Below are 20,700 nucleotides of genomic sequence, written 5' to 3'. Positions count from 1 at the left end.
TGAGGTTGCTTTGTTTACGAAATATCAGCAAACCACTTTTTCATGCGAGCCAAAACGCCATCAAAGACGCCGCTCTCACTTCTGGTGGTAAACTTCTTTTGTCCGGAAAGTTCTTTTTCAGCCCCATAGCGCAGCAGACCCACAGCTGTAGAAAACTTGGGGCTGTTTACAACGTCTTTGAGGCCGCCCACGTTCCGGGGGTATCCAATACGCGTAGGCAGATTGAAAATTTGCTCACCCAGTTCCTGGCAGCCTTCCATCAGGGCGGTGCCGCCAGTAAGCACGACGCCAGCGCCGATCATGTCCTTGTAGCCGGAGCGTACAAGGGTTTGATCCACAAGGAAGAGGATTTCTTCCATACGCGGCTCGCAGATTTCAGCAAGTACCTGACGCGAAAGGCGGCGCGGCTCGCGGCCGCCCACGCTGGGCACCTCGATAAATTCGTCGTGGCGCACCAGATCAGCCAGGGCGCAACCGTATTTGAGCTTGATTTTTTCGGCCGAGGCGATGGGGGTACGCAAACCAAAGGCAATGTCGTTGGAAAGGTTCTGACCGCCTAGGGCAAGCACCGCCGTGTGCTTTATGGCGTCATTGGCAAAAACGGCAATATCAGTGGTGCCGCCGCCAAGGTCCACAAGGGCCACGCCAATTTCGCGCTCTTCTTCTGTGAGCACGGCCTTGGCCGAAGCCAGCGATTCAAGGGCGATATCAGAAACTTCAAGCTGACTGCGGTGGCAGGAGCGCACGATGTTCTGCGCCGAAGACACGGCTCCGGTGACAATGTGCACCTTCACCTCAAGCCGCACGCCAGCCATGCCGAGAGGGTCGGCAATGCCGCGCTGGTTATCGACGATATATTCCTGCGGCAGAATATGGATGACCTCGCGGTCAGCGGGAATGGCCACGGCGCGCGCGGCGTCCAGGGCGCGCTCTACGTCGCGCTGGGCCACTTCGCCGCCCTTGACGGCAATAACGCCGTGGCTGTTGATGCCCATTATATGGCTGCCTGCAATCCCCACATAGACAGAGTGGATTTCGCAGCCTGCCATCAGTTCGGCGTCTTCAACCGCCTTGCGGATGGACTGTACGGTCTGCTCGATATTGACCACCACGCCCTTACGCAGGCCGGTGGAAACGCTGGTGCCGATGCCCACCACATCAACAAGGCCCGACTCCGTAAGTTCACCCACCACAGCGCAAATCTTTGTGGTGCCGATGTCGAGACCAACGATGAGCTCGGACTTATTCATGCCATTCTCCTAAGACGCCTGTTCTTCACGCGCAACAACCATTCCATATCAGTTTGATACAGCCTGATTAAGCAAAACCCATACGTTGCCATTTACGGCCCGCACCTCGCGCACATTACGCAGTTCGTGTCTTCGGGCCAGATCTCCAAGGGTGACTCCCAGCCGGGCCAGGTTGCCCTCCCAATCATCGGTAGCGATGGAGAGGCGCATTTCCCTGTCTTCAAGATACACTTCAATGCCCCGTCCGGGGCTCAGGGTGATGGAAGCTATGGCTCCAGCCTCGACAGGCAGCACCCCGCTCTGTATGTCCTTCATCAGGCGGGCCAGAAAGGGGATGGCGTCTTCAGCCCCCGATTCTACCCGCAAGGTGGGAAGCGACAGAAAATTTTTGCTTTCTACCGGGGCGATGACCACCCCGCGTTCATTGGCGTAATAAAGGACGCCGTCCTTGTGCACCCAGAAGGAGGGCATGCGCTCCTTCAACTTTATCACAAACCTGTCAGGCAGAAGGCGCTTTACCGAGACCTCTTCCACCCAGGGGGTCTGCCTCAGGTTGTGTTCCACTTTGGCTATGCTTACGGCCAGGCTGTTGTCGCCTTCCTGAAGGCCGCCATATTGCAAAACCATATCGCGGGAGAGGCGGACATTACCTGCCACATCTATGTGCCGGGTTGTAAAAAAGTCACTGGTGATGGCCTTGTTGTAAAGCCACAGGGATGTAAAACACACCCCGGCGAGCACCAGCCCCATGCCCACTAACAACACCGCAATGGCTGCAAGACTTTTCAGGCCACTGAGGGCCCTGATCCTGCCAAAGCATGCTGCCAAAAACGCTGGCATGCGCAGCTTTGCGGTTCTCTGCCCCTTTCTGCCCGATACATTGCTTGTTCTTGTATACGAGTTACGGGCCTTACGGGCGTTTTTTTTCAGGGAAAGAGGCATGGGATTATCCTGACTTCCGGTTCCAGCGCAATGCCGAACCTTTCCAGCACAGCCTCTTTGGCCTCCTGCATAAGAGCCAGAGCCGCAGTCGCGCTGCCCTTGCCCTCATTGATCATGAAGTTGGCGTGCAGGGTTGAAAAAGCCATGCCGCCCATTTTTTTACCTTTGAATCCCGCTTGATCCAGAAGTTTGCCAGCAGGCATTTCCGGGGAGGGGTTTTTGAATACGCAGCCAGCGCTCCAGGCCGTCACAGGTTGTTTAGACTTTTTCTCAAAAAAGTTGTGACGCATGCAATTAGAGATGCCATCCCTTGCAGTTCTGGTCAAGCCAAATGTGGCTTCCAAGACGATAAAATCATTCTTTTTATCATCAATGCACAGGCTGCGATACGAGTATTGCAGTGCTTGCGCAACAACAACACGCACTTCACCATTGCTAGCTATGTGAATATTTTCAATCTTTCTGCACGTTTCAACGCCAAAAGACCCCGCATTCATGGCCACTGCGCCGCCAACAGTACCGGGTATGCCGACCAGGCCTTCAAGCCCGGCAAGACCGTGCGTTGCGCAAAACCGCAAAAGTCTTGGCAGGGGCACAGCAGCGCCAGCCCGCACAAAGACCTTGCCCGCGCTTTCTCCGACCACTTCAGGCCCCCGCGTAAAGTTCGGGCGCACCAGCACCAGCGGCAAATCGCCGTCCTGAGCCAGAATGTTGCTGCCCGCGCCCATAATTACGGGAGCGCCGCCAAGAGCGCGCAGACGATCCGGCAACCCCGCCACGTCTGCCGGGTTTTCAAGAATCAGCTCTGCTATAGCTGTACCGCCCAGACGCAGCGTCGTACGCTGGGACAGCAGCGGCGAAGCTATTTCACGCATGATCTCGTCCTTCCAGCCAGGCCGGGCCCAGCCTGGTGATGCTGCCTGCCCCCAATGTGAGCAGAACATCCCCTTTGCGCAAAATCTTGGGCAAGGCCAGCATGAGTTGATCCAGATTCTGAAAATACTCCACAGGGGTATCGGAAACCTGCCGTATGCCCTGCGCCAGACTTTGCCCGGAAACGCCGGGAATGGGCTTTTCAGAGGCTGCGTAGATTTCGGTCAGCAGCAGTTGGTCAACGGCATCAAAAACTTTGCAAAACTCGCCAAAATGGGCCTCGGTGCGGCTGAACCTGTGGGGCTGAAATGCCGCCACAATACGCCTGCCCGCAAAGACCTGTCGTGCGGTGGCCAGGGTCGCGGCAATTTCCGCCGGGTGGTGCCCGTAATCGTCCACCACGGTAATGCCCTCTTTTTCGCCCTTGAACTCGAACCGCCGCCCCACTCCCTTGAATCCCGCCAGGCCTTCCGCGCATTTGGCAAAAGGAATGCCCACCTCCATGGCAGCGCCAATGGAGGCAAGAGCATTAAGAATATTATGGCGTCCCGGTTGCGGCAGACTGACCTCGCCCAAGGGCTTGTCGTGCAGCAAGACCTCAAAGCGATTGATGCGCCCGCTTTCCAGCGGGATGGCCCGAAGCGCGTTGTCCTCGGCGAATCCGTACGTGAGCACAGGGCGCTTGACCCTGGGCAACAGGGCCAGAACGCCGGGGTCATCGCCACAAACAATATTCAGCCCGTAAAAGGGCACATTGTTCATGAACTGCACAAAGGCGCTGTCAATGGCCTCGCGGTTTTTATAGTGGTCCAGATGATCTTCATCCACATTGGTGACAACATTGATGATTGGCAACAAGCAGAGAAAGGAGCCGTCAGACTCATCGGCTTCGGCAATGAGGTATTCACCGTGGCCGAGATGCGCGTTCGCGCCATAGACATTGAGCCGACCGCCAATAATGACGGTGGGATCAAGCCCGGCTGTGTCAAAAATGGAGGCTGTGAGCGAAGTGGTCGTTGTTTTGCCGTGGGTGCCTGCAATGGCTATGCCCTGCCGCAGGCGCATAAGCTCGGCCAGCATTTCAGCACGGGGAATGATGGCGATATTGCGCTTGCGCGCTTCAACCAGTTCGGGATTATCATCACTGATGGCTGTGGATTTGACCAATACCTGCACATCCCCCACGTTTTCAGCGGCATGGCCGATGGCTATACGCGCGCCAAGCTTGCGCAGGTGGCGCACCACGGCGGAGTCGCTCATATCCGAACCGGATATTTCGTACTTGAGATTAAGCAGAACCTCGGCAATACCGCTCATGCCTGCACCGCCGATGCCCACCATATGTATGTGACGAATCTTGCTGTTCATGTGGCACCTTTAAAGAAAGTCTAGATAATACAACGAAAACAGTCTTTTATAAAACCTATCCCTCTCCGGCAGTTACCGGGGACGAGCTATTTCTTCCAGAACGGTAGCCACGCGCGCGGCAGCATCAGGCCAGGCTGATGCCAGGGCTGCCGAAGACATGCGCGTGCGCTCGCCGCCGTCATTCAGCAGGCGGATAAGGGTCTGCTCCAGCCCGTCTTCAATCATGCGCGATTCCGGCACCAGAATGGCTGCTCCTGTTTTGGCCAGCACTTCGGCATTGCGGGTCTGGTGGTCGTGTATGGCGTATGGAAAAGGCACCAGCACAGAAGGCAGGCCTGCGGCGCACAGTTCCGCCACAGTCGTGGCCCCGGAGCGGCACAAGGCCACATCGGCCCAGGCGTAGGCCGCCGCCATGTCGTCAATAAAGGCCGACACGCAGGAAGGATCATAGCCTGCCGCCGTATAGGCAGCCCGCACAAAGGTTTCATCCGCGCTGCCGGTCTGGTGGCGAATGTCCACCCCGGCTTCGCGCAAAGCGGTAAGATGCTCGATTATAAACATGTTGAGAGAGTGCGCCCCCTGCGAGCCGCCCATAACCAGTAGACGCCTGGCCCCTCTGGCTCGCGGCAGCCGCCCGGCTTCATTCACTCCGGCGCGCACGGGATTGCCCGTAAGCACACACTTGGCGGGATCAAAGCCCTCGGTATCCGGCAGTGAAAGGCAGATGCGCCGCGCCAGCTTTGCCAGCACACGGTTGCTGGCCCCGGCTATGGCGTTCTGTTCATGCAGCATGGTTGGCACGCCAAGCAGACGTGCGGCAAGCATGGGGGCAAAGGCCGCATAACTGCCGAACCCGGCCACAACGTCTGGATTAAAGCGCTGCACAATGCCCAGAGCCTTACCAACTGACCAGGTCATACGAAAACCGGCTTCCACCGAGCGCAGGCCGCGTCCCAGAACGCCGCGCACAGGCAGCCCTTCAAAGGGTATGCCCGCCATGCGAACCAGACGCGTTTCCGGCCCATACAGGGAGCCCACGAAAAGCAGTTTGGCCTGGGGATGCCGCCGCCGCACTTCTTCAGCCACCGCCAGAGCCGGAAAAATATGACCGCCAGTGCCGCCCGTGGTCAGGAGGATGTTGATGTCCATGTGTCCGCCGTCCGTGAAAAGTTCATAAGCAGACCCACGCAGAGCATGGTAGCCAGCAGGTTACTGCCGCCGTAACTCATGAGCGGCATGGGCACGCCCTTGGGCGGCGCAACCCCCATAACCACGGCGAGGTTCATGACCGCGCCCATGGCGAGAATGGTGGTAATGCCAAAGGCGGTGAAGCGGTCACGCAGATTGCGCTGCCCCTGTATGATCTTGTAGCAGCGCCAGAACAAAAGGCCAAAGAGTATCATGACCACGCTCATGCCCACAAAACCCATTTCTTCAGCCAGAACAGCCATAATGAAGTCGTTGTGCGCTTCAGGCAGATAGAACATCTTCTGCTTGCTTGCGCCGACGCCAACGCCAAAAAAACTGCCCGAACCGATGGCCAGCAGAGACTGCACGAGCTGGTAACCCGTATTGTGGGCATCCTCGAACGGATCAAGAAAAGCCAGCAGACGACGAAGACGATAGGGAGACGAAATGGCCAGGGCCATGGCGCCCGCGCAGGCCAGGGCTATGGAGAAAAAGAGATAGACAAATCTGGTTCCCCCGGCCACGCACATAAAGAACAGGATGCTGGCCAAAACGACGGCGCTGCCGAAGTCCGGCTGCAACAGCAGGAGAAAACAGAACAGCGCCGTCACTGCGAAAGGCGGTATGACGCCACGACTGAAGGTTTTGATGATGTCCTGCTTGGAACTCATGAAATACGCGAGGTAAAGGGCTAGAGCCACCTTGACGAATTCCATCGGCTGGATGTTCACGGGGCCCAGAGGAATCCAACGTTTTGCGCCGTTGATGGCAGGGGCCAGGGGCGAAAGCGTCACAAGCAGCAGCAAAAGAGCCAGAAACAGCGCGGGGTACTGCAATTTGTAGAGCCACTCGCGTGGCATCAGGGCCGCACCCCATAACACGGCGCCGCCCAGCAGCGCAAAAAGCACCTGACGCTTGAAGAAAAAGTATTTGTCGCCGTTTACCTGCTCCGCCACAATGCCACTGGCCGAAAGCACCATGACAAGGCCGATAGCCAGAATGATAAGCATGATGGTGAACAGCCACCAGTCAAAGGGCGCAAAGGGCCCTCTTTCGGTTGCCCGGGCCATGGCGCTGTGCGCTTTGCCGGGCTTTGCCTTGGCTTTAAAGACGTTTTTCATGCCAACCTGCCCACTATCCGTTTGAAATCCTTGCCGCGCTCTTCATAGTTGGCGTAAAGGTCAAAACTTGAGGTTGCCGGAGCCATAAGAATCACGTCGCCCGCCTGTGCCCCGGCCGCAAGATGCTTTATGGCCGGTTCAAGCGTCGCATGCCAGGTCATGGGCACAATGCCCTGCCAGGCTTTTTCAAAATATTCCCGACTGGCGCCAAACAACGCTATCTCGACGACGCGCGCTTTTACCAGATCCGCCAGCGCTTCCAGATCGCCCCCCTTGAATTTGCCGCCGCACAAAAGACGTACCGGGCGGTCAAACGCTTCAAGGGCTACCTTCATCGAAGAAACCGTAGTGCATTTGGAATCGTTGACATAAAGAACGCCATTAAGTTCACGCACACGTTCAAGGCGGTGCGGTAACGGCGCAAAACGGGCCACGGCTCGTGCCGCGTTTTCTTCACTGACGCCGAAGAAACGGCATGCCTGCCAGGCGGCTTCTTCATTGATGCGGTTGTGCAGGCCCATGAGGCTGCTCCCGGCAAAACGCTCCGTAGCCTTGACGTACACCTGGCGGGCCTTGAGATTGTGCCGGGCGGCCTGATCCTTCAGGTTCTCGCCAAGCACGGCCAGATCGCCCTCATCCTGACAGCGGAACAGACGGAACTTGGCTTCCGTGTATTCTTCCATATCTTTGTGATAATCCAGGTGATTGGGCGTAATATTGAGCAATATGCCCACCCTCGGGCAAAAAGTAGTGCAGGTCTGCAACTGGAAGCTCGAAATTTCCAGCACCAGAACGTCAGCCCTGCGGCCCGACAATATGTACTCGGACAAAGGCGTGCCTATGTTGCCGCCAAGAAAAACGGAATATCCCTGCTCATGCAGCATGGCCGCCGCAAGCGAGGCTGTCGTTGTCTTGCCGCTGGTGCCGGTAATGGCCAGAACGGGTTCATTGTCCAGATAGCGCCAGGCCAGTTCCATTTCGGCCAGAATTTCCGTGTGTTCCACGTCCACCAGACCGTCAAGGCGGGCCACGGGCATGCCGGGGCTCGGCACTACAAAGGCGGCGTTTTCAAACTGCGCAGCACTGTGCGGCCCCAGATCAATAACAATGCCCAGCTGCCCCAGCTCGCGGGCCAGGTCTTCACGACCGGAAAAGGCCTGGGCATTGCTGTCCAAAAGGCGTACGCGAGCGCCCTCACGGTTCAAAAGACGTGCAGCCGCAAGGCCGGAACGTCCCGCGCCGATCACCACAGCCGTTTCGCCAACGCTGATGCGTCTACCGCGCATTTTTTCCAATGCCATAGCAGTTCTCCTCAACGCAGCTTCAGGACTGAGAGCGCCATGAGGCCCAGCAGTATTGATGTTATCCAGAAGCGGATAATGATCTTGGATTCAGGAACGCCCTTGAGTTCAAAGTGATGGTGCAGGGGCGCCATACGAAAAAAGCGCTTGCCGCCAGTCCAGCGAAAATACCCTACCTGCACAATGACTGACAGGGTCTCGGCCACAAAAAGGCCGCCCACAACGGCGAGCACAAGTTCCTGCTTGCACAGCAGCGCCAGATAGCCGAGCACGCCGCCGATGGAAAGCGAGCCCACATCCCCCATGAACACCTGAGCGGGATAGGCATTAAACCAGAGAAAACCCAGCCCGGCTCCCACAAGCGCGGCGCAAAAAATGGTCACTTCACCAACGCCGGGCATATAGGGAACCAGCAGATAACCTGCAAATCGGGCATTACCCGTAATATAGATAAAGATGGAAAAAACGATGCAGGCGACAATGGCAGGCCCGATGGCGAGGCCGTCCAGCCCGTCGGTAAGATTGACGGCATTTGAGGCGGCCACCATGACAAAAACCCCAAAAGGCAGGTAAAACCAGCCAAGGTCAAAGGTCACTTCCTTAAAAAAAGGAATGGTGAGCTTGCTGCTGTAATCGGGGTTCACAAAAAGCAGCAGCATGGCCACGCTGGCAATGCCAAGCTGCCCGGCCATTTTGGCCTTGCCGGAAATGCCCCGGTTTTTGTGGTGGCGCAGTTTGGTCATGTCGTCCCAAAATCCCACGGCCCCAAAACCGGCGAACACAAAGAACGCCTGCCAGATATAGATATTTGTCAGGTCAGCCCACAAAAGCAGGCTCACGGTCAGGCTGAACAGCATAAGCAGGCCGCCCATGGTGGGTGTTCCCGCCTTGCAGGCGTGCGCGGCCACATCTTCATGAATATACTGGCCGCACTTCAGGTGGCGGAGCCAGCCGATAAACCGCGGACCAAGAATGATGGAAACAAGCAACGCCGTCATGAGCGCGGCCATAGAACGGAAGGTAATGTAGCGAAAGACATTAAAAAATGTCCATTCAGAGGCGAGGGGAGAAAGGAAATTATAAAACATGCATGTGAATCCGTTCGTTTGGCCACACTACGACCGTTACTGTCAGCGGCAGGGACGGCCCCTGTTGCAATCCGCCATCCTTGTCGGTCTGGCGAACCTTACGCCGCCAGAAAAAACTACTGCTCGCAGCCGTTGGTCAGAACAGCCATGAGCGTTTCAAGCTTGTTGCTGCGTGAGCCCTTGAACAAAGCCACGCCGCCGCTGGTACTGGCGCTGGCTTCAAGCCCCTGGCTCTGCACGGCGCGCCACACTTTCGCAAAATCATCGGCATCAGCCACGGGCTGCCAGATGCCAGCATAGCCGGCCATGTCGAGCCCCTTGCGCACGTCTTCCGCATGGGAGCCTTTCCATATAACGGCGGCGGGGTTCAGCCTCGCCAGGTGCCTGCCCAGTTCCTCATGCTCCAAGGCGGCCTGCTCGCCAAGTTCCAGCATGGCGCCCAGCACGGCCACAAAGGGGCGGGAACCCGCCTGCTCTGCGGCGGCTTCAAGCATGCGCCGCATGGAAAGAGGGTTGGCATTGTACGTATCGTCAATGAGCAGCCATGACCCGGCCTGAACCTGATTGAACCGCTGCGCCGGCATCTTGGCATCAGCCAGTCCCTGCGCGATGATGCTGGCGTCAACGCCAAGCATATGCGCGGCAGCAGCCACAGCCGCCACATTTTCAGCCCCATACTCCCCTCTGAAGGGAGCGATAACGTCGAGCTCCGTACCGTCAAGCCAGAGGTGGTATTTGCCGCGCGATGCGGCCAAGGACACATCCTTGCCAGTCCCATCCTCGCTAACAGCACCCTCGCCAACCGCGACCGGGGCTGCCCCCAGATAGGACGCGCGAAACGCGGCATCCTGCCCGGCGGCGCTGAAAAAGCGGATGTCTGCGCCGGTTGCGCGCGCCTCACGCGCCAGATCGGGATAGTCCGCACTGACCAGCCCCTTGCCGCCTTTGGCAAGATAACTGAGCAGCCGGGCCTTGTGCCAGGCCACGCCCTTTTCGCCCAGGCCCTCGGTATGGGCCGCGCCCGCATTGAGGACGAGCGCAAGGTCAGGCCGCAGCACCGCGCCCAGGTCGTCCATATCCCCGGGCTGGCTGATGCCTGCTTCCATAACCCAGAAATCTTCATCACCGTCCGTATTCAGAACGGACCGGGGCATGCCAATCTGGTTATTGTTGTTCATGGCATTGCGCGCGGTTTTTCCCGCGAGGGACAGTATGCGGGCCAAGGTTTCCTTGACGGTTGTCTTGCCCGCAGTGCCAGTCACGCCCACAACGCGGGCCTTTGTGCGGTCGCGCCACAACGCGGCCAGACAGCCCAGCGCCTTTACCGTGTCAGGCACGACAAAAACAGGCGCCGCTACATGGGGCAAAGGGCACGAGGCCAATACGGCTCCGGCCCCCTGCTCGACCGCTTTGGCGGCAAAATCGTGTCCGTCCACCCGGCAGCCCGAAACACATACAAAGAGGGAACCCGGCACAACCGCCCTGCTGTCAGTGGCGACAGAAGTCAGGACAATATGCTCCTCGGGTCCTGAAAACCGGGGCAAGCCCAGGCAGGACGCCACTTCTTGTATTGTCAGGCGCACCGAAGTATCTCCCGCACCACCTCCTGATCGCTGTAGTGGTGCTTTACGCCCTGGATGATCTGATAGTCCTCATGCCCCTTGCCGGCAATAAGCAGAGCGTCATTTTTGCCAAGCATCGAAAGGGCTTTGGACGTGGCCTCGCGGCGGTCAACCTCGACCACCACTTCCTTGGCCGTGGCAAGGCCGGGCAGCACATCCTTGAGGATGGCCTCCGGATCTTCAAAGCGGGGATTGTCCGAGGTCAGCACGGCCACATCCGACCAGCGGGCCACGGCTTCTCCCATTATGGGGCGCTTGGTGCGGTCGCGGTTTCCTCCACAGCCAAAGACGGTGACAATGCGTTTGAACCCGGCTTCGCGCAATGCCTTGAGCACGTTCTCAAGCGCATCGGGGGTATGGGCGTAGTCCACAAAGACGCTGAGGCCCTGGGGGTTATCCACTCGTTCCAGCCTGCCGCTCACTCCGGTAAAGCTTTCCAGAGCCTTGAAGGCTTCGGGGTCAATACCCATTTCCAGCGCCACAGCCTGAACGGCAAGCAGATTGGACGCATTAAACGCGCCCACCAGCGGAGACCGCAGATCCCAGCGCATATCCTCAAGACTCATACGCAAATGGCAGCCTTCTGTCGTGGAAGACAGCAGTTCACCCCACAGGTGCCGCCTGTTGGGCGCTCCTTTTTGCAGCCCGAAGGAAAGGGCCGTAGGGCACAGTTCCAGCAGGCGTCGGCCCCAGGCATCGTCGGCGTTCACGGCCATGGCTTTGTCAGCGCGGGGCAATTCAAGAAAAAGCCGCGCCTTGGCCTGGAAGTAGCTTTCCATCCCCTGATGATAGTCAAGGTGATCCTGGGTCAGATTGGTGAACGCCGCGCCGGAAAATGGCACGCCGCACACGCGCTGCTGATCGATGGCATGCGAGGATACTTCCATAACCGCCACATCTACGCCGTCTTTGGCCATGGCCGCCAGCATGGCGTGTACGCTCAAAGCGTCAGGGGTGGTCAGGGGGGCGGCCTCATTGTGCCCCGGCCAGCGGTAACTCACTGTACCCATCACGCCGAGCTTGTGCCCGGCCTGGGCAAAAAGACGCTCCAGCAGATAGGTGCAGGTCGTTTTACCGTTGGTGCCTGTAACACCAACGATGCGGATGGGCAAGGTGTCAGTATGCCAGCGGGCTTGCGCCAGACGCCAGAGGGCTTCACGCGGATCAGCGTGATAGACGACCCTGCAACCGGCGCTGGCCGCCGCTGCGGCCTCTTCGCTTCTGGCCGCGCAGACAACAACTTTGGCTCCAGCCTCCACTGCGGCGGGAATAAAGCGGGCCCCGTCTTCCTTGACGCCGGGCACGGCCACAAAGATATCGCCAGAACCGACCTGACGTGAATCAGCGCGCACTTCAATGCCGCCGCGCCCGCACTCATCCAAAAGGGCCGCAAATTCCCGATTCATAAGTAACCTCTTTGAGTTGCCGAATTCTATTTTTAATCGGCCAAAGTTTCAGCGGGCAGGCGACCAATCAGCTCCACAACTGCGCGTACAATGCCATACCCGCCGAAATTTATTACAGCTGGTTTGCTATCTTTCCGAAAGCCACAGGATGTATTCCACCTTGTTGTCTTCATCGGGCCAGACCGAACCAGGGGCTGGCGTCTGCTTGACAACACGGCTGCCCGATCCCTTGAGTTCAGGCACTACCCCGGCCCTGGCAAACAGCTCCACAGCGTTGCGCACAGACTTGCCCATAACATCAGGCACACGGCTGCCAGCCTTGGCCAGATGGCCGGGCAATCGCATGCCCTGATCCTGAGCGGGCGCATCTTCCTTTTTGATGGCGTCGGCCACGTAGGGAACATCGAGGCTGGCCAGCTTGAGCCCGCGCCTGCGTCCCGAAACAGGAGCGGCTGTGGGGCTTTCTTCGGTCTTGGCGACCTTGGAATCGCTCATGATGCCCGTAAAGGTCAGGGTCCGGCTGGCTATTTCCTTGAACACGGGGGCCGCCACCACGCCGCCGTACTGGTTGCGCGTGGGTTCGTCCACCATGACAAGGATAAGGTATTTGGGCTTGTCCGCAGGGAAGAAGCCGACAAAGGAAGCGAGGCGCTTGCTGCCGTAAGTTCCGGCGCGATGGTCGGCCTTCTGCGCCGTGCCGGTCTTGCCCGCCACTTCAATGCCTTCAATGCGGGCGCGCTTGCCTGTGCCGTCGTTTTCTTCCACCACGTCGCGCATCATGCGCATGACTTCACGCGCGGTGGATTGCGAAAAGACCCTCGTGTGCGCTTCTTCCACATTATTTTCGTCGCGCGTAAGCGTCAGCTGCTTGTACACGCCATTATTCAGCAGGGTAAGGTAGGCCTGAGCCATTTGCAGGCCCGTGACCGAGATACTCTGCCCAAAGGACGTGGACATGATGTCCACTTCGCTCCAGTCACGCGGGATGCGCAAAATGCCCCGGCTGTCGGCCACGGGCACGCTGGTGCGCTGGCCAAAGCCAAGCGCCTGCAAATATTTGTGGAACGTGGGCACGCCGATCATGAGCCCGATTTTCGCCATACCAATGTTTGACGAATAGCGCAGCACCTTGCTGGCGGGCAGCACGCCCTGCCGCGACGTGTCGCGGATAGTGAAATTCTTTGTTTCCCACCTGCCGCTTTCGCAATCAATGGTTGTATTGGCAGTGATCTTTTTTTCCTGAATGGCTGTGGCCATGACAAAGGGCTTGAACGTGGAGCCAGGCTCCAGCGCGTCAGCCGCCATGCGATTGCGGTAGACAAGCGGACTGGCGTCCTTGTAGGTGTTGGGATTAAAGAAAGGATACTGCGCCCAGGCCATTATTTCGCCAGAGGGCACGTCCACCACGATGGCTCCGCCCCAGCGCGCGTCATACTCTTTTACTGCACGGGCAACGGCTTCTTCGACTATAAACTGCATCTGCACATCAATGGTCAGGGTAAGGTCCTGACCGCGCGGCTCGCTCTGCCCTTCTTCATGCAGGTAAAAACGGCGGCCCATGGCGTCACGCTGCACGATCTGCCTGGTGGGGATGCAGCCCAGGCGGGACTCCATAGAGCGCTCGATGCCTTCAAGCCCTTTGTCGTCCAGACCGACAAAGCCAAGCACCTGTCCGGCCATGTGCTTGAAGGGGTACACGCGGTCGTATTCTTTTGACAGACCGATGCCTGCAAGATTGGTCTTGTGCACCGCCTCGGCGGTGTAGTCGTCCACCTTGCGCTTTATCCAGACAAAGCGGCGTTTGGTCTGCGAAAGATCGTCATAAAGCTTTTTCGGCTCAATACCCAGGATGGGGCCAAGAGTATTGGCCATGACCTGAAAGTCTTCAATTTCTTGCGGACGCGCATACACGGAACGCGCTTCGATACTGCGGGCAAGAACCTGTCCGTTGCGGTCGAGGATCATGCCACGGCGTCCGGTGACCAGTTCAGAGGCCATATGCTGCCGCCGTGCGCGTTCGGCCAGACGTGGCCCCTCAATCATCTGAAGATACCAGGCGCGGCCCCACAGGCCAGTCCACAGCAGACAAAAAATGACCACGACAAGCCTGATGCGTACGCGGCCCCAATCTACCTTTTCCGCCCAGGCAAAACGCGCCTTGCCCTCAGAAACATTGACCCGTGCGCGATTGGCGGGACGGGCTTTTTTTTCTGTTCTTGGGGCATCCGTGTGCCTATTGCCCTTGCGGGAAGAGAATTTGAACATGGCTTATCCCAAATGACTTTCGGGTTATCACAAAACGGTGTGGTTCGGGCTGTCCTGACGGACATTCCGGTTACGGTCGCGGGTCCGGCGTATGCGGCTATTGCGCGTCCATGCGGCGGATCTGGCCGGGTTTGGGTTCGCGCATTGAAAACTCTTCTGCCCTGCGGCGAAGCTCATAGGGCGAAAGCAGGCGTTCCCGTTCAACTTCAAGCTTGGCGCGCAGCGCGCGGCGTTCACGCATGGTGTTCTGCGCGATATTGATAAAATAGGTGGTGTCCATACGCTCAATGTTGCTCCAGACAAGCACCAGCCCCATGACCATACAGGCCAGCAGACCAAGCACAAGAAACAACAGCCACCCTCTGCCCCCAACAGGCTTTGCCGAGACGTTACGCTTCACGAGCCTGACGCCTCGGCTATTTTTTCCACGGCCCGCAGCTTGGCGCTGCTGGCGCGGGGATTGACGGCCAGTTCGTCCGGCCCGGCCTGGACGGGTTTTTTATGCAGAATGCGCACTTCAGGCTGGTGCCCGCACACGCAGCGCGGGATATGCCTTGCACAGCGGCAGCCCTCTGCCCAATGGCGCATGGCCTGCTTCACCATGCGGTCTTCAAGCGAGTGGAACGTAATGATGGCCAGACGCCCACCGATCGGCAAATAGGCCAAAATCTGATCAAGAAAGCGTTGCAGTTCGCCAAGTTCGTCATTGACGGCCATGCGCAAAGCCTGAAAGGTGCGCGTGGCCGGATGGCGGCGGGCCTTGGCCCGCCAGGCTGCGGGATAGGCCCTTTCCACAAGGGCGGCCAGCTGCGCCGTGGTGTCTATGGGGTCTTTTTGCCTGGCATCCACAATGGCGCGGGCGATACGCCCCGCCTGCGGCTCTTCGCCAAGGGTCGCAATGCAATCTTTGAGTTTGTCGAAGCTTTCGCGGTTTACCCAATGCCAGGCCGACGGCTGACCCGACCCCTGGTCCATACGCATATCCAGCGGCCCATCGCCGTAAAAACTGAATCCGCGCCCGGCTTCATCCAGCTGAAAAGAGGAAACGCCGATATCCAGCAGGGCCCCATCCACCTTGCTCCAGCCGAGCTCGCCCAGAGCGGCGGCAAAGTCGCTGTACCGGCAATGGAACAAATGCGCCCTGGGGCCAAAGGCGGCCAAGCGCTGCGTTGCAAAATTCAGGGCGTCTTCATCGCGGTCAAGGCCGCACAATTCTATGTCAGGGGCTGACGACAGCACGGCGCTGGCATGTCCGCCCATTCCCAGGGTGCCGTCAAGATAACGCCCCCCGGCGCGCGGTTCGAGCGCGGCCAGCGTTTCCACAGGCAGGACAGGAACATGAGGCGCCTGTTCCGCATTATCGTGCATGGTCTGCATCATGATAAACCTAGAGGCTGATTGTCACACCGCTGGCTGCAAGCTCGTCAGAGACGTCTTCAAGCTCCAGGGCGTCAAAGCGGGTCTGATCCCAAATTTCAAACTTACTGAGCATACCCACCAGCATGACGTCCTTCTGAAGGCCAGCTTCACGCATGAGGGATTGCGGAATGCGCACCCGGCCCTGAGCGTCGGGCAGCATTTCCTGCGCGAGACCCATAACCTTGGTTTTAAAGTGCGAAAGGCGGGGAGAAGGCATGGGAATACTGCTCAGCTGTTCTGTGATTTTTTCCCAGTCTTCAGGCAGATAGGCCACAAGACGGCCATAGTAAGCGGTAAGCCAGAAAGCGCCCGTTCCCCCTTCAGCGCAAAGCCCGTCCCGGTATTCCGGCGGCAGCATAAGACGACCCTTGGGGTCGAGGCTGCGGGAGAGGCTTTTTGTGAAGAGCTTTTGCACTTTTTTACCACTTTATTACTTATAATTACCACTTTTTCCCACTTATGCCCCAAGGCAATGGGGGTGTCAAGCTAACTGGGATAAAAGTGTATTATTTATGTCTGGAGCCAATTTTTGGGATTATCAGGGGCAGGAAAAAAGCTTTTTCAACCCGGAGGGTTCGGTGGTAAAAAGTGGTTTTTCCCACGCAAAATGGGCATGAGGTTCCAGCGGACGAATTTTTAAAAAAATAATCTTTCATACACCGCTGTGCCGGGCAGGCGCCCCATCATGCACTCCATCACGCACTCCATTAGCGCGGAAGACTGGATGCCTTGACAATATGTGGTAAAATCAGGATGATTTATGGTGCTGGTTTTATAATATTCTTCATTCTGCGCCCATGCGCCGAACCAGCACCTTCTGGCATTTAAAGTAAGGACACACCATGAGAACAAAAATTGTCGCAACCATAGGCCCCGCTTCAAACAGTAAAGAAAAATTGCATGAGCTCGCTGAAGCTGGCGTCAGTGTTTTTCGCCTCAACTTCTCGCACGGTTCGGCAGCGGATTTCGTCACCATCATACAAAATATACGTGAGGTGGAGCGTACCCTCGGGCGTCCCATCACCATCATGCAAGACCTTTCCGGCCCGAAAATCCGCCTTGGTACAGTGCCTGAAGGGACAATTGATGTAGACAAGGGCATGCGCCTTCTGCTGGGCCCAAGCGCCAGCCGTACGGATGAAATGCCCTACCTGCCCTTTGACCATCAGGTCATTCTGGAAAGCCTTGACCCCGGCGACCGCCTTGTGCTGGCCGACGGCGGACTTCAGTTCATCGTGCAAGAGCGTCGCCCTGACGGCCTTGTGCTGCTTGAAGCCGACAACGCTGGCATCGTCACGTCCCGCAAGGGTCTGGCACTGCCCGGCAAGGCCACCAAGGTACGCGCCCTGACCGACAAGGACAAAAAAGACCTTGCGGACGGCCTCAAGCTTGGCGTGGATGCGGTAGCCATTTCGTATGTACAGACGGCTGACGATGTGCGCGAAGCCAAGGAGCTCATAGCCGCCGCCGGGCAGAAGCTGCCCGTTGTGGTCAAGCTGGAACGCCAGAGCGCCGTGGACAATCTGGCCGAAATTCTGGCTGAAACGGACGTAGTCATGGTGGCGCGCGGCGACCTTGGCGTTGAATGCCCGCTGCCCCTGCTGCCCGCCCTGCAAAAACGCATCATCAGCGCCTGCAACAAGGCGTCCAAGCCCGTTATCGTGGCCACGCAAATGCTGCTTTCCATGGTGAACAGCCCCGCCCCTACCCGCGCTGAAACCACTGACGTGGCCAACGCCGTGCTGGACGGAGCCGACTGCGTGATGCTCTCGGAAGAAACCGCCATGGGGAACTTTCCTGTTGAAACAGTTCGCTACATGCGGCGCATAACCGACGAGGCCGAAAAGCTGCTTCTGATCAACCACAGACTTGAAGAGCCTGATGCCGACAAGGGAATTCCCGAGTTTCTGGCCTATTCTGCCTGCCTGCTGGCAGACAAGGCCAAGGCCAAGGCCATTGTTTCGCACAGTCTTTCCGGCAGTTCTGCCCGGCAGGTCTCTGCCAGGCGTCCTCCGCAGCAGATTTACGCCCTCACGCCCGACCCGGTGACAGTCAAGGCCCTGAACTTTGTCTGGGGCGTCAAGCCCGCCTTTGTGGCCCGGCCGCAGGATGAAGAGAGCCATCTTATCCGTGCAGAGCACTTCATCCATAACAGCGATGATTTTGAACCGGATGACTGCGTTGTCATCACCGCCGGTCAGGTCAAGGGATCCTCCTCCACCCCAAGGGGTACCAACCTCGTCAAAATCTACTGGAAGTAGACCATGGCCGAAAGCGCACGGACAGCAAAAGAGGTTCCCCAGAACATCAATGAGGAGTATTATCAGATAAGCGGCGAAATTCTTTCGAGCTTTCCCAAATACCGCCCCCCGGTGGACCTTTTCAGCTTTCGTGAAGACATCATGGTGCTGGCGCCGTATTGCAAAAAAGAAACGCGCCTGACCAACGAACAGGTTGAAGAGGTGGCCCGTCTTTGCGACAAGGGCGATCTTTTTGTGGCGCGCTCAGACCACCACATCTATTCGCGCCACATCGTCAAACAGCTCGACCTTGTTTTGCAGGACAAAAATCTCAAAGAAGCCGAAATCGCTGATATCTGCATCCGTGCACTGTTTCTTCGTTATACCGAATTCGACAGCCAGCCCATAAAGGCCCTTTTTGAGCCTCTGTACCGTGACGTCATGGTAATCACGGAATACCTGTGGACAGACAAGCACCGTATCAACACGTTCATGCGGAGGCTGTTCCACAAGCATCAGCCTGCCCGCCATGCCATAAACACCATGAGCGTCGGGCTCTGGCTGTGGATGCAGATTGGCGGAGAATACAGACGCAAAGACCTTGACCGCATGGCGCTCGCCCTTTTGCTGCATGATGTGGGTATGAGTAAGGTTCCTGCCTTTCTGATCAACAAGCCCGGGCCGCTCAAGCCCGAAGAGCGGGAAAAAATTTTACCTCACCCGCTTGTGGGCATCAAACTCATGCACAAAATGGATGTAAGTTTTGAAGAGCTGGTGCGGGCCTGCTATGAACACCATGAACGCATGGACGGCTCTGGATACCCCCAGCATCTGAAGGGGAATCAGATCAGCCGGGTGGGACGCATCACAGCCATTGCGGATTCCTTTTCAGCCATGATCAGTCACAGGCCTTACAGCGAAGCCAAAGAGCCTCTAACAGCCGCCAAAGAGCTGGCTGGCGACGCCCGGTACGACGGGGAGCTTTCAAACCTGCTCCTCTCGGGTTTTGCTTCCGGCAATATTGGCCAGATGGTGGATATGGATCAGGGCGTGGACACCCAGCTTTAGAGCATTATCTTTGAAATGCTTTGTGGGGAATAATTTGTGGGGGAGAGACCCTTTTGCAAAAGGGTCTCTCCCCCACGCCCCCACCCCCCAAAATTCTTGTTATGTCTGCGTATAGCGTTAAGGGGTTTCTGATTGGGAGCGATGTTAGAAACAGCGGCTTCCATGCGTCACCTACCGCAAAGCTTATCTGCTCCATCCCGTCACCTTGCAGGGCAGCATGACAGAAGACCGCGCTCAAGGCGCGGTCTTTCACGTTTCTGCCCAAAGCCCTGTTGTACGATCCGTGTCCTACGGGCTTCCTGTTCATAACATTAACTGATATCTGCCTGCTTGGCTTGAAGGCCATTTCCTTTTGAAACTGCTCTGACGGCTCCACGAACAAGCGTTCGCCGTGGAGGCACAGGGTCTCTGCGCTGGCAAGCGGCAACACGGGCGCTGTAACACTGGAAAACGCTCCGAAGATAATTTGTTCTGATGCAAATGAGGCAAAGATGCCTTTACCCATATGGCGATAACGACCCAACTTTTACAGGTGGAAATATGGGCTCCATTTCATTGGATGAAGCACGCGACCTGGGCCAGCGTGCCCTCATGAGGCACAAGGTCAGTCCTGAAAACGCTGCCGTGACCATTGACGCCCTGCTCCGGGCGGAGATGCAAGGGATTCCCTCGCACGGCTTTTCACGGATTCCCTATTATGCAGGCCAGGCAGTCGTAGGCAAGATAGACGGTTTTGCAAAGCCGCAGATGTCGCGTCCAAGACCGGGCGCAGTGCTTACGGATGCCCGGTGCGGCTTTGCCTTTCGGGCCATGGCTGACAGCCTGCCCCTGACGGCCCAGGCAGCCAGAGAAAACGGCGTGGCGCTGCTGGCAATAAAGAATTCACACCACGCGGGAGTGCTGGGCCTTCCTGTCGGAGATCTTGCGGAACAGGGGCTTCTGGCCATGGCGTTTGCCAACAGCCCCGCCGCTCTCGCGCCTTATGGGGGCAGCAAAGCCGTTTTTGGCACCAATCCTATGGCCATGGGATGCCCCAGGAAAAATGCGCCGCCTCTGGTTATTGACATATCCATGGGGGTCATGGCGCGCGGCAAGGTTTTGCAAGCGGCCGAGAAAGGAGAACTCCTCCCTGAAGGCGTGGCTGTAGACGCCGAGGGCAAACCCACACGCGATGCGGCCAAGGCTTTTGCTGGCTCGCTGCTGCCTTTTGGCGGCCCCAAGGGCTATGCGCTGGCGTTGATGGTGGAAATCATGGCTGCTGTTTTGCCGGGTGCAGCTTTGGCGGTCGAAGCAAGCTCGCTGTTTGCGCCCGAAGGGCCTTCCCCGCGCATCGGGCAAAGCTTTTTGGTAATGGATCCGGTGGCCACGGCGGGAGACGGCTTTACTGATCGCATTGACGCCCTGCTGCGTATTATCGCCGAACAGGATGGCGTGCGCCTGCCCGGCGACAGGAGGCTGTCGCTGGAGGCGGCCGCGCGGGCAAAAGAAATAATTGATTTGCCAGATCCGCTGCTTGAACAGCTTTATGGCCTCTGCAAAAAATAAGGCA

17 protein-coding genes are annotated in these 20,700 nt (G+C 57.7%); 3 read left to right on the top strand and 14 right to left on the bottom strand.

Translation table 11 applies throughout. The features are described 5' to 3' along the window. Positions 1–14: 14 nt before the first annotated feature. The 14 genes from ftsA to BCS36_RS12810 all read right to left on the bottom strand — a co-directional run bounded on the left by ftsA (position 15) and on the right by BCS36_RS12810 (position 16,258). Positions 15–1,250, bottom strand: coding sequence for a cell division protein FtsA (gene ftsA, locus BCS36_RS12875; RefSeq protein ID WP_179981402.1), 1,236 nt, complete (start codon positions 1,248–1,250; stop codon positions 15–17). Positions 1,251–1,298: 48 nt separating this feature from the next. Next, positions 1,299–2,090, bottom strand: coding sequence for an FtsQ-type POTRA domain-containing protein (locus tag BCS36_RS12870; RefSeq protein WP_291303275.1), 792 nt, complete (start codon positions 2,088–2,090; stop codon positions 1,299–1,301). Between the two features lie 86 nt (positions 2,091–2,176). Beyond that, on the bottom strand, positions 2,177–3,067 hold the full coding sequence (murB, locus tag BCS36_RS12865) for a UDP-N-acetylmuramate dehydrogenase (RefSeq protein ID WP_291303274.1): 891 nt from the start codon (positions 3,065–3,067) through the stop codon (positions 2,177–2,179). Continuing rightward, positions 3,060–4,433 (bottom strand): UDP-N-acetylmuramate--L-alanine ligase, encoded by a 1,374-nt coding sequence (murC, locus tag BCS36_RS12860; RefSeq protein WP_291303273.1) that lies wholly within the window; start codon positions 4,431–4,433, stop codon positions 3,060–3,062. The genes murB and murC overlap by 8 nt, the downstream gene beginning before the upstream one ends. A 72-nt stretch (positions 4,434–4,505) precedes the next feature. Next, positions 4,506–5,582: an undecaprenyldiphospho-muramoylpentapeptide beta-N-acetylglucosaminyltransferase gene (gene murG, locus BCS36_RS12855; protein WP_291303272.1), complete on the bottom strand. Its 1,077-nt coding sequence runs from the start codon at positions 5,580–5,582 to the stop codon at positions 4,506–4,508. Beyond that, on the bottom strand, positions 5,561–6,742 hold the full coding sequence (gene ftsW, locus BCS36_RS12850) for a putative lipid II flippase FtsW (RefSeq protein WP_291303271.1): 1,182 nt from the start codon (positions 6,740–6,742) through the stop codon (positions 5,561–5,563). Before ftsW ends, murG begins: the two co-directional genes overlap by 22 nt. Next, a complete protein-coding gene (gene murD / locus BCS36_RS12845; protein ID WP_291303270.1) occupies positions 6,739–8,043 on the bottom strand; it encodes a UDP-N-acetylmuramoyl-L-alanine--D-glutamate ligase in 1,305 nt (434 codons plus the stop codon). Before murD ends, ftsW begins: the two co-directional genes overlap by 4 nt. A gap of 11 nt (positions 8,044–8,054) precedes the next feature. Continuing rightward, the gene (gene mraY, locus BCS36_RS12840; protein WP_291303269.1) at positions 8,055–9,131 is read right to left on the bottom strand and encodes a phospho-N-acetylmuramoyl-pentapeptide-transferase; all 1,077 of its coding nucleotides are present in this window, start codon (positions 9,129–9,131) and stop codon (positions 8,055–8,057) included. A gap of 116 nt (positions 9,132–9,247) precedes the next feature. Beyond that, positions 9,248–10,714, bottom strand: coding sequence for a UDP-N-acetylmuramoyl-tripeptide--D-alanyl-D-alanine ligase (gene murF, locus BCS36_RS12835; protein ID WP_291303268.1), 1,467 nt, complete (start codon positions 10,712–10,714; stop codon positions 9,248–9,250). Then, positions 10,705–12,159 carry a UDP-N-acetylmuramoyl-L-alanyl-D-glutamate--2,6-diaminopimelate ligase gene (locus BCS36_RS12830; protein ID WP_291303267.1) on the bottom strand — a complete coding sequence of 485 codons (1,455 nt, stop codon included), beginning with the start codon at positions 12,157–12,159 and terminating at the stop codon, positions 10,705–10,707. Before BCS36_RS12830 ends, murF begins: the two co-directional genes overlap by 10 nt. Positions 12,160–12,285: 126 nt before the next feature. After that, positions 12,286–14,424 (bottom strand): penicillin-binding transpeptidase domain-containing protein, encoded by a 2,139-nt coding sequence (locus BCS36_RS12825; RefSeq protein ID WP_291303266.1) that lies wholly within the window; start codon positions 14,422–14,424, stop codon positions 12,286–12,288. Positions 14,425–14,521: 97 nt separating this feature from the next. Beyond that, positions 14,522–14,824 carry a hypothetical protein gene (locus tag BCS36_RS12820; protein ID WP_291303265.1) on the bottom strand — a complete coding sequence of 101 codons (303 nt, stop codon included), beginning with the start codon at positions 14,822–14,824 and terminating at the stop codon, positions 14,522–14,524. Continuing rightward, positions 14,821–15,804: a 16S rRNA (cytosine(1402)-N(4))-methyltransferase RsmH gene (gene rsmH, locus BCS36_RS12815; RefSeq protein ID WP_291303264.1), complete on the bottom strand. Its 984-nt coding sequence runs from the start codon at positions 15,802–15,804 to the stop codon at positions 14,821–14,823. Before rsmH ends, BCS36_RS12820 begins: the two co-directional genes overlap by 4 nt. Positions 15,805–15,811: 7 nt before the next feature. Beyond that, a complete protein-coding gene (locus tag BCS36_RS12810; protein ID WP_291303263.1) occupies positions 15,812–16,258 on the bottom strand; it encodes a division/cell wall cluster transcriptional repressor MraZ in 447 nt (148 codons plus the stop codon). Between the two features lie 427 nt (positions 16,259–16,685). Between BCS36_RS12810 and pyk the strand changes: the two genes are divergently transcribed. The 3 genes from pyk to BCS36_RS12795 all read left to right on the top strand — a co-directional run bounded on the left by pyk (position 16,686) and on the right by BCS36_RS12795 (position 20,696). Continuing rightward, the gene (pyk, locus tag BCS36_RS12805) at positions 16,686–18,104 is read left to right on the top strand and encodes a pyruvate kinase (protein ID WP_291303262.1); all 1,419 of its coding nucleotides are present in this window, start codon (positions 16,686–16,688) and stop codon (positions 18,102–18,104) included. A 3-nt stretch (positions 18,105–18,107) separates the two neighbouring features. After that, positions 18,108–19,151, top strand: coding sequence for an HD domain-containing phosphohydrolase (locus BCS36_RS12800; protein WP_291303261.1), 1,044 nt, complete (start codon positions 18,108–18,110; stop codon positions 19,149–19,151). A gap of 540 nt (positions 19,152–19,691) precedes the next feature. After that, positions 19,692–20,696: an Ldh family oxidoreductase gene (locus BCS36_RS12795; protein WP_291303260.1), complete on the top strand. Its 1,005-nt coding sequence runs from the start codon at positions 19,692–19,694 to the stop codon at positions 20,694–20,696. The last annotated feature ends 4 nt before the right edge of the window (positions 20,697–20,700 follow it).

Origin of the sequence: Desulfovibrio sp. MES5 (genome assembly GCF_002237645.1) — a bacterium.
GTDB lineage: Bacteria > Desulfobacterota > Desulfovibrionia > Desulfovibrionales > Desulfovibrionaceae > Desulfovibrio.
The sequence above is the reverse complement of the archived record's forward strand: the minus strand, read 5'-3'. Positions and strand labels throughout refer to the sequence as shown.

Coding starts and splice junctions, on each gene's coding strand:
- ftsA (WP_179981402.1), bottom strand. CDS start 1,250: ATGAATAAGTCCGAGCTCATCGTTGGTCTCGACATCGGCACCACAAAG.
- BCS36_RS12870 (WP_291303275.1), bottom strand. CDS start 2,090: ATGCCAGCGTTTTTGGCAGCATGCTTTGGCAGGATCAGGGCCCTCAGT.
- murB (WP_291303274.1), bottom strand. CDS start 3,067: ATGCGTGAAATAGCTTCGCCGCTGCTGTCCCAGCGTACGACGCTGCGT.
- murC (WP_291303273.1), bottom strand. CDS start 4,433: ATGAACAGCAAGATTCGTCACATACATATGGTGGGCATCGGCGGTGCA.
- murG (WP_291303272.1), bottom strand. CDS start 5,582: ATGGACATCAACATCCTCCTGACCACGGGCGGCACTGGCGGTCATATT.
- ftsW (WP_291303271.1), bottom strand. CDS start 6,742: ATGAAAAACGTCTTTAAAGCCAAGGCAAAGCCCGGCAAAGCGCACAGC.
- murD (WP_291303270.1), bottom strand. CDS start 8,043: ATGGCATTGGAAAAAATGCGCGGTAGACGCATCAGCGTTGGCGAAACG.
- mraY (WP_291303269.1), bottom strand. CDS start 9,131: ATGTTTTATAATTTCCTTTCTCCCCTCGCCTCTGAATGGACATTTTTT.
- BCS36_RS12830 (WP_291303267.1), bottom strand. CDS start 12,159: ATGAATCGGGAATTTGCGGCCCTTTTGGATGAGTGCGGGCGCGGCGGC.
- BCS36_RS12825 (WP_291303266.1), bottom strand. CDS start 14,424: ATGTTCAAATTCTCTTCCCGCAAGGGCAATAGGCACACGGATGCCCCA.
- rsmH (WP_291303264.1), bottom strand. CDS start 15,804: ATGATGCAGACCATGCACGATAATGCGGAACAGGCGCCTCATGTTCCT.
- pyk (WP_291303262.1), top strand. CDS start 16,686: ATGAGAACAAAAATTGTCGCAACCATAGGCCCCGCTTCAAACAGTAAA.
- BCS36_RS12800 (WP_291303261.1), top strand. CDS start 18,108: ATGGCCGAAAGCGCACGGACAGCAAAAGAGGTTCCCCAGAACATCAAT.
- BCS36_RS12795 (WP_291303260.1), top strand. CDS start 19,692: ATGGGCTCCATTTCATTGGATGAAGCACGCGACCTGGGCCAGCGTGCC.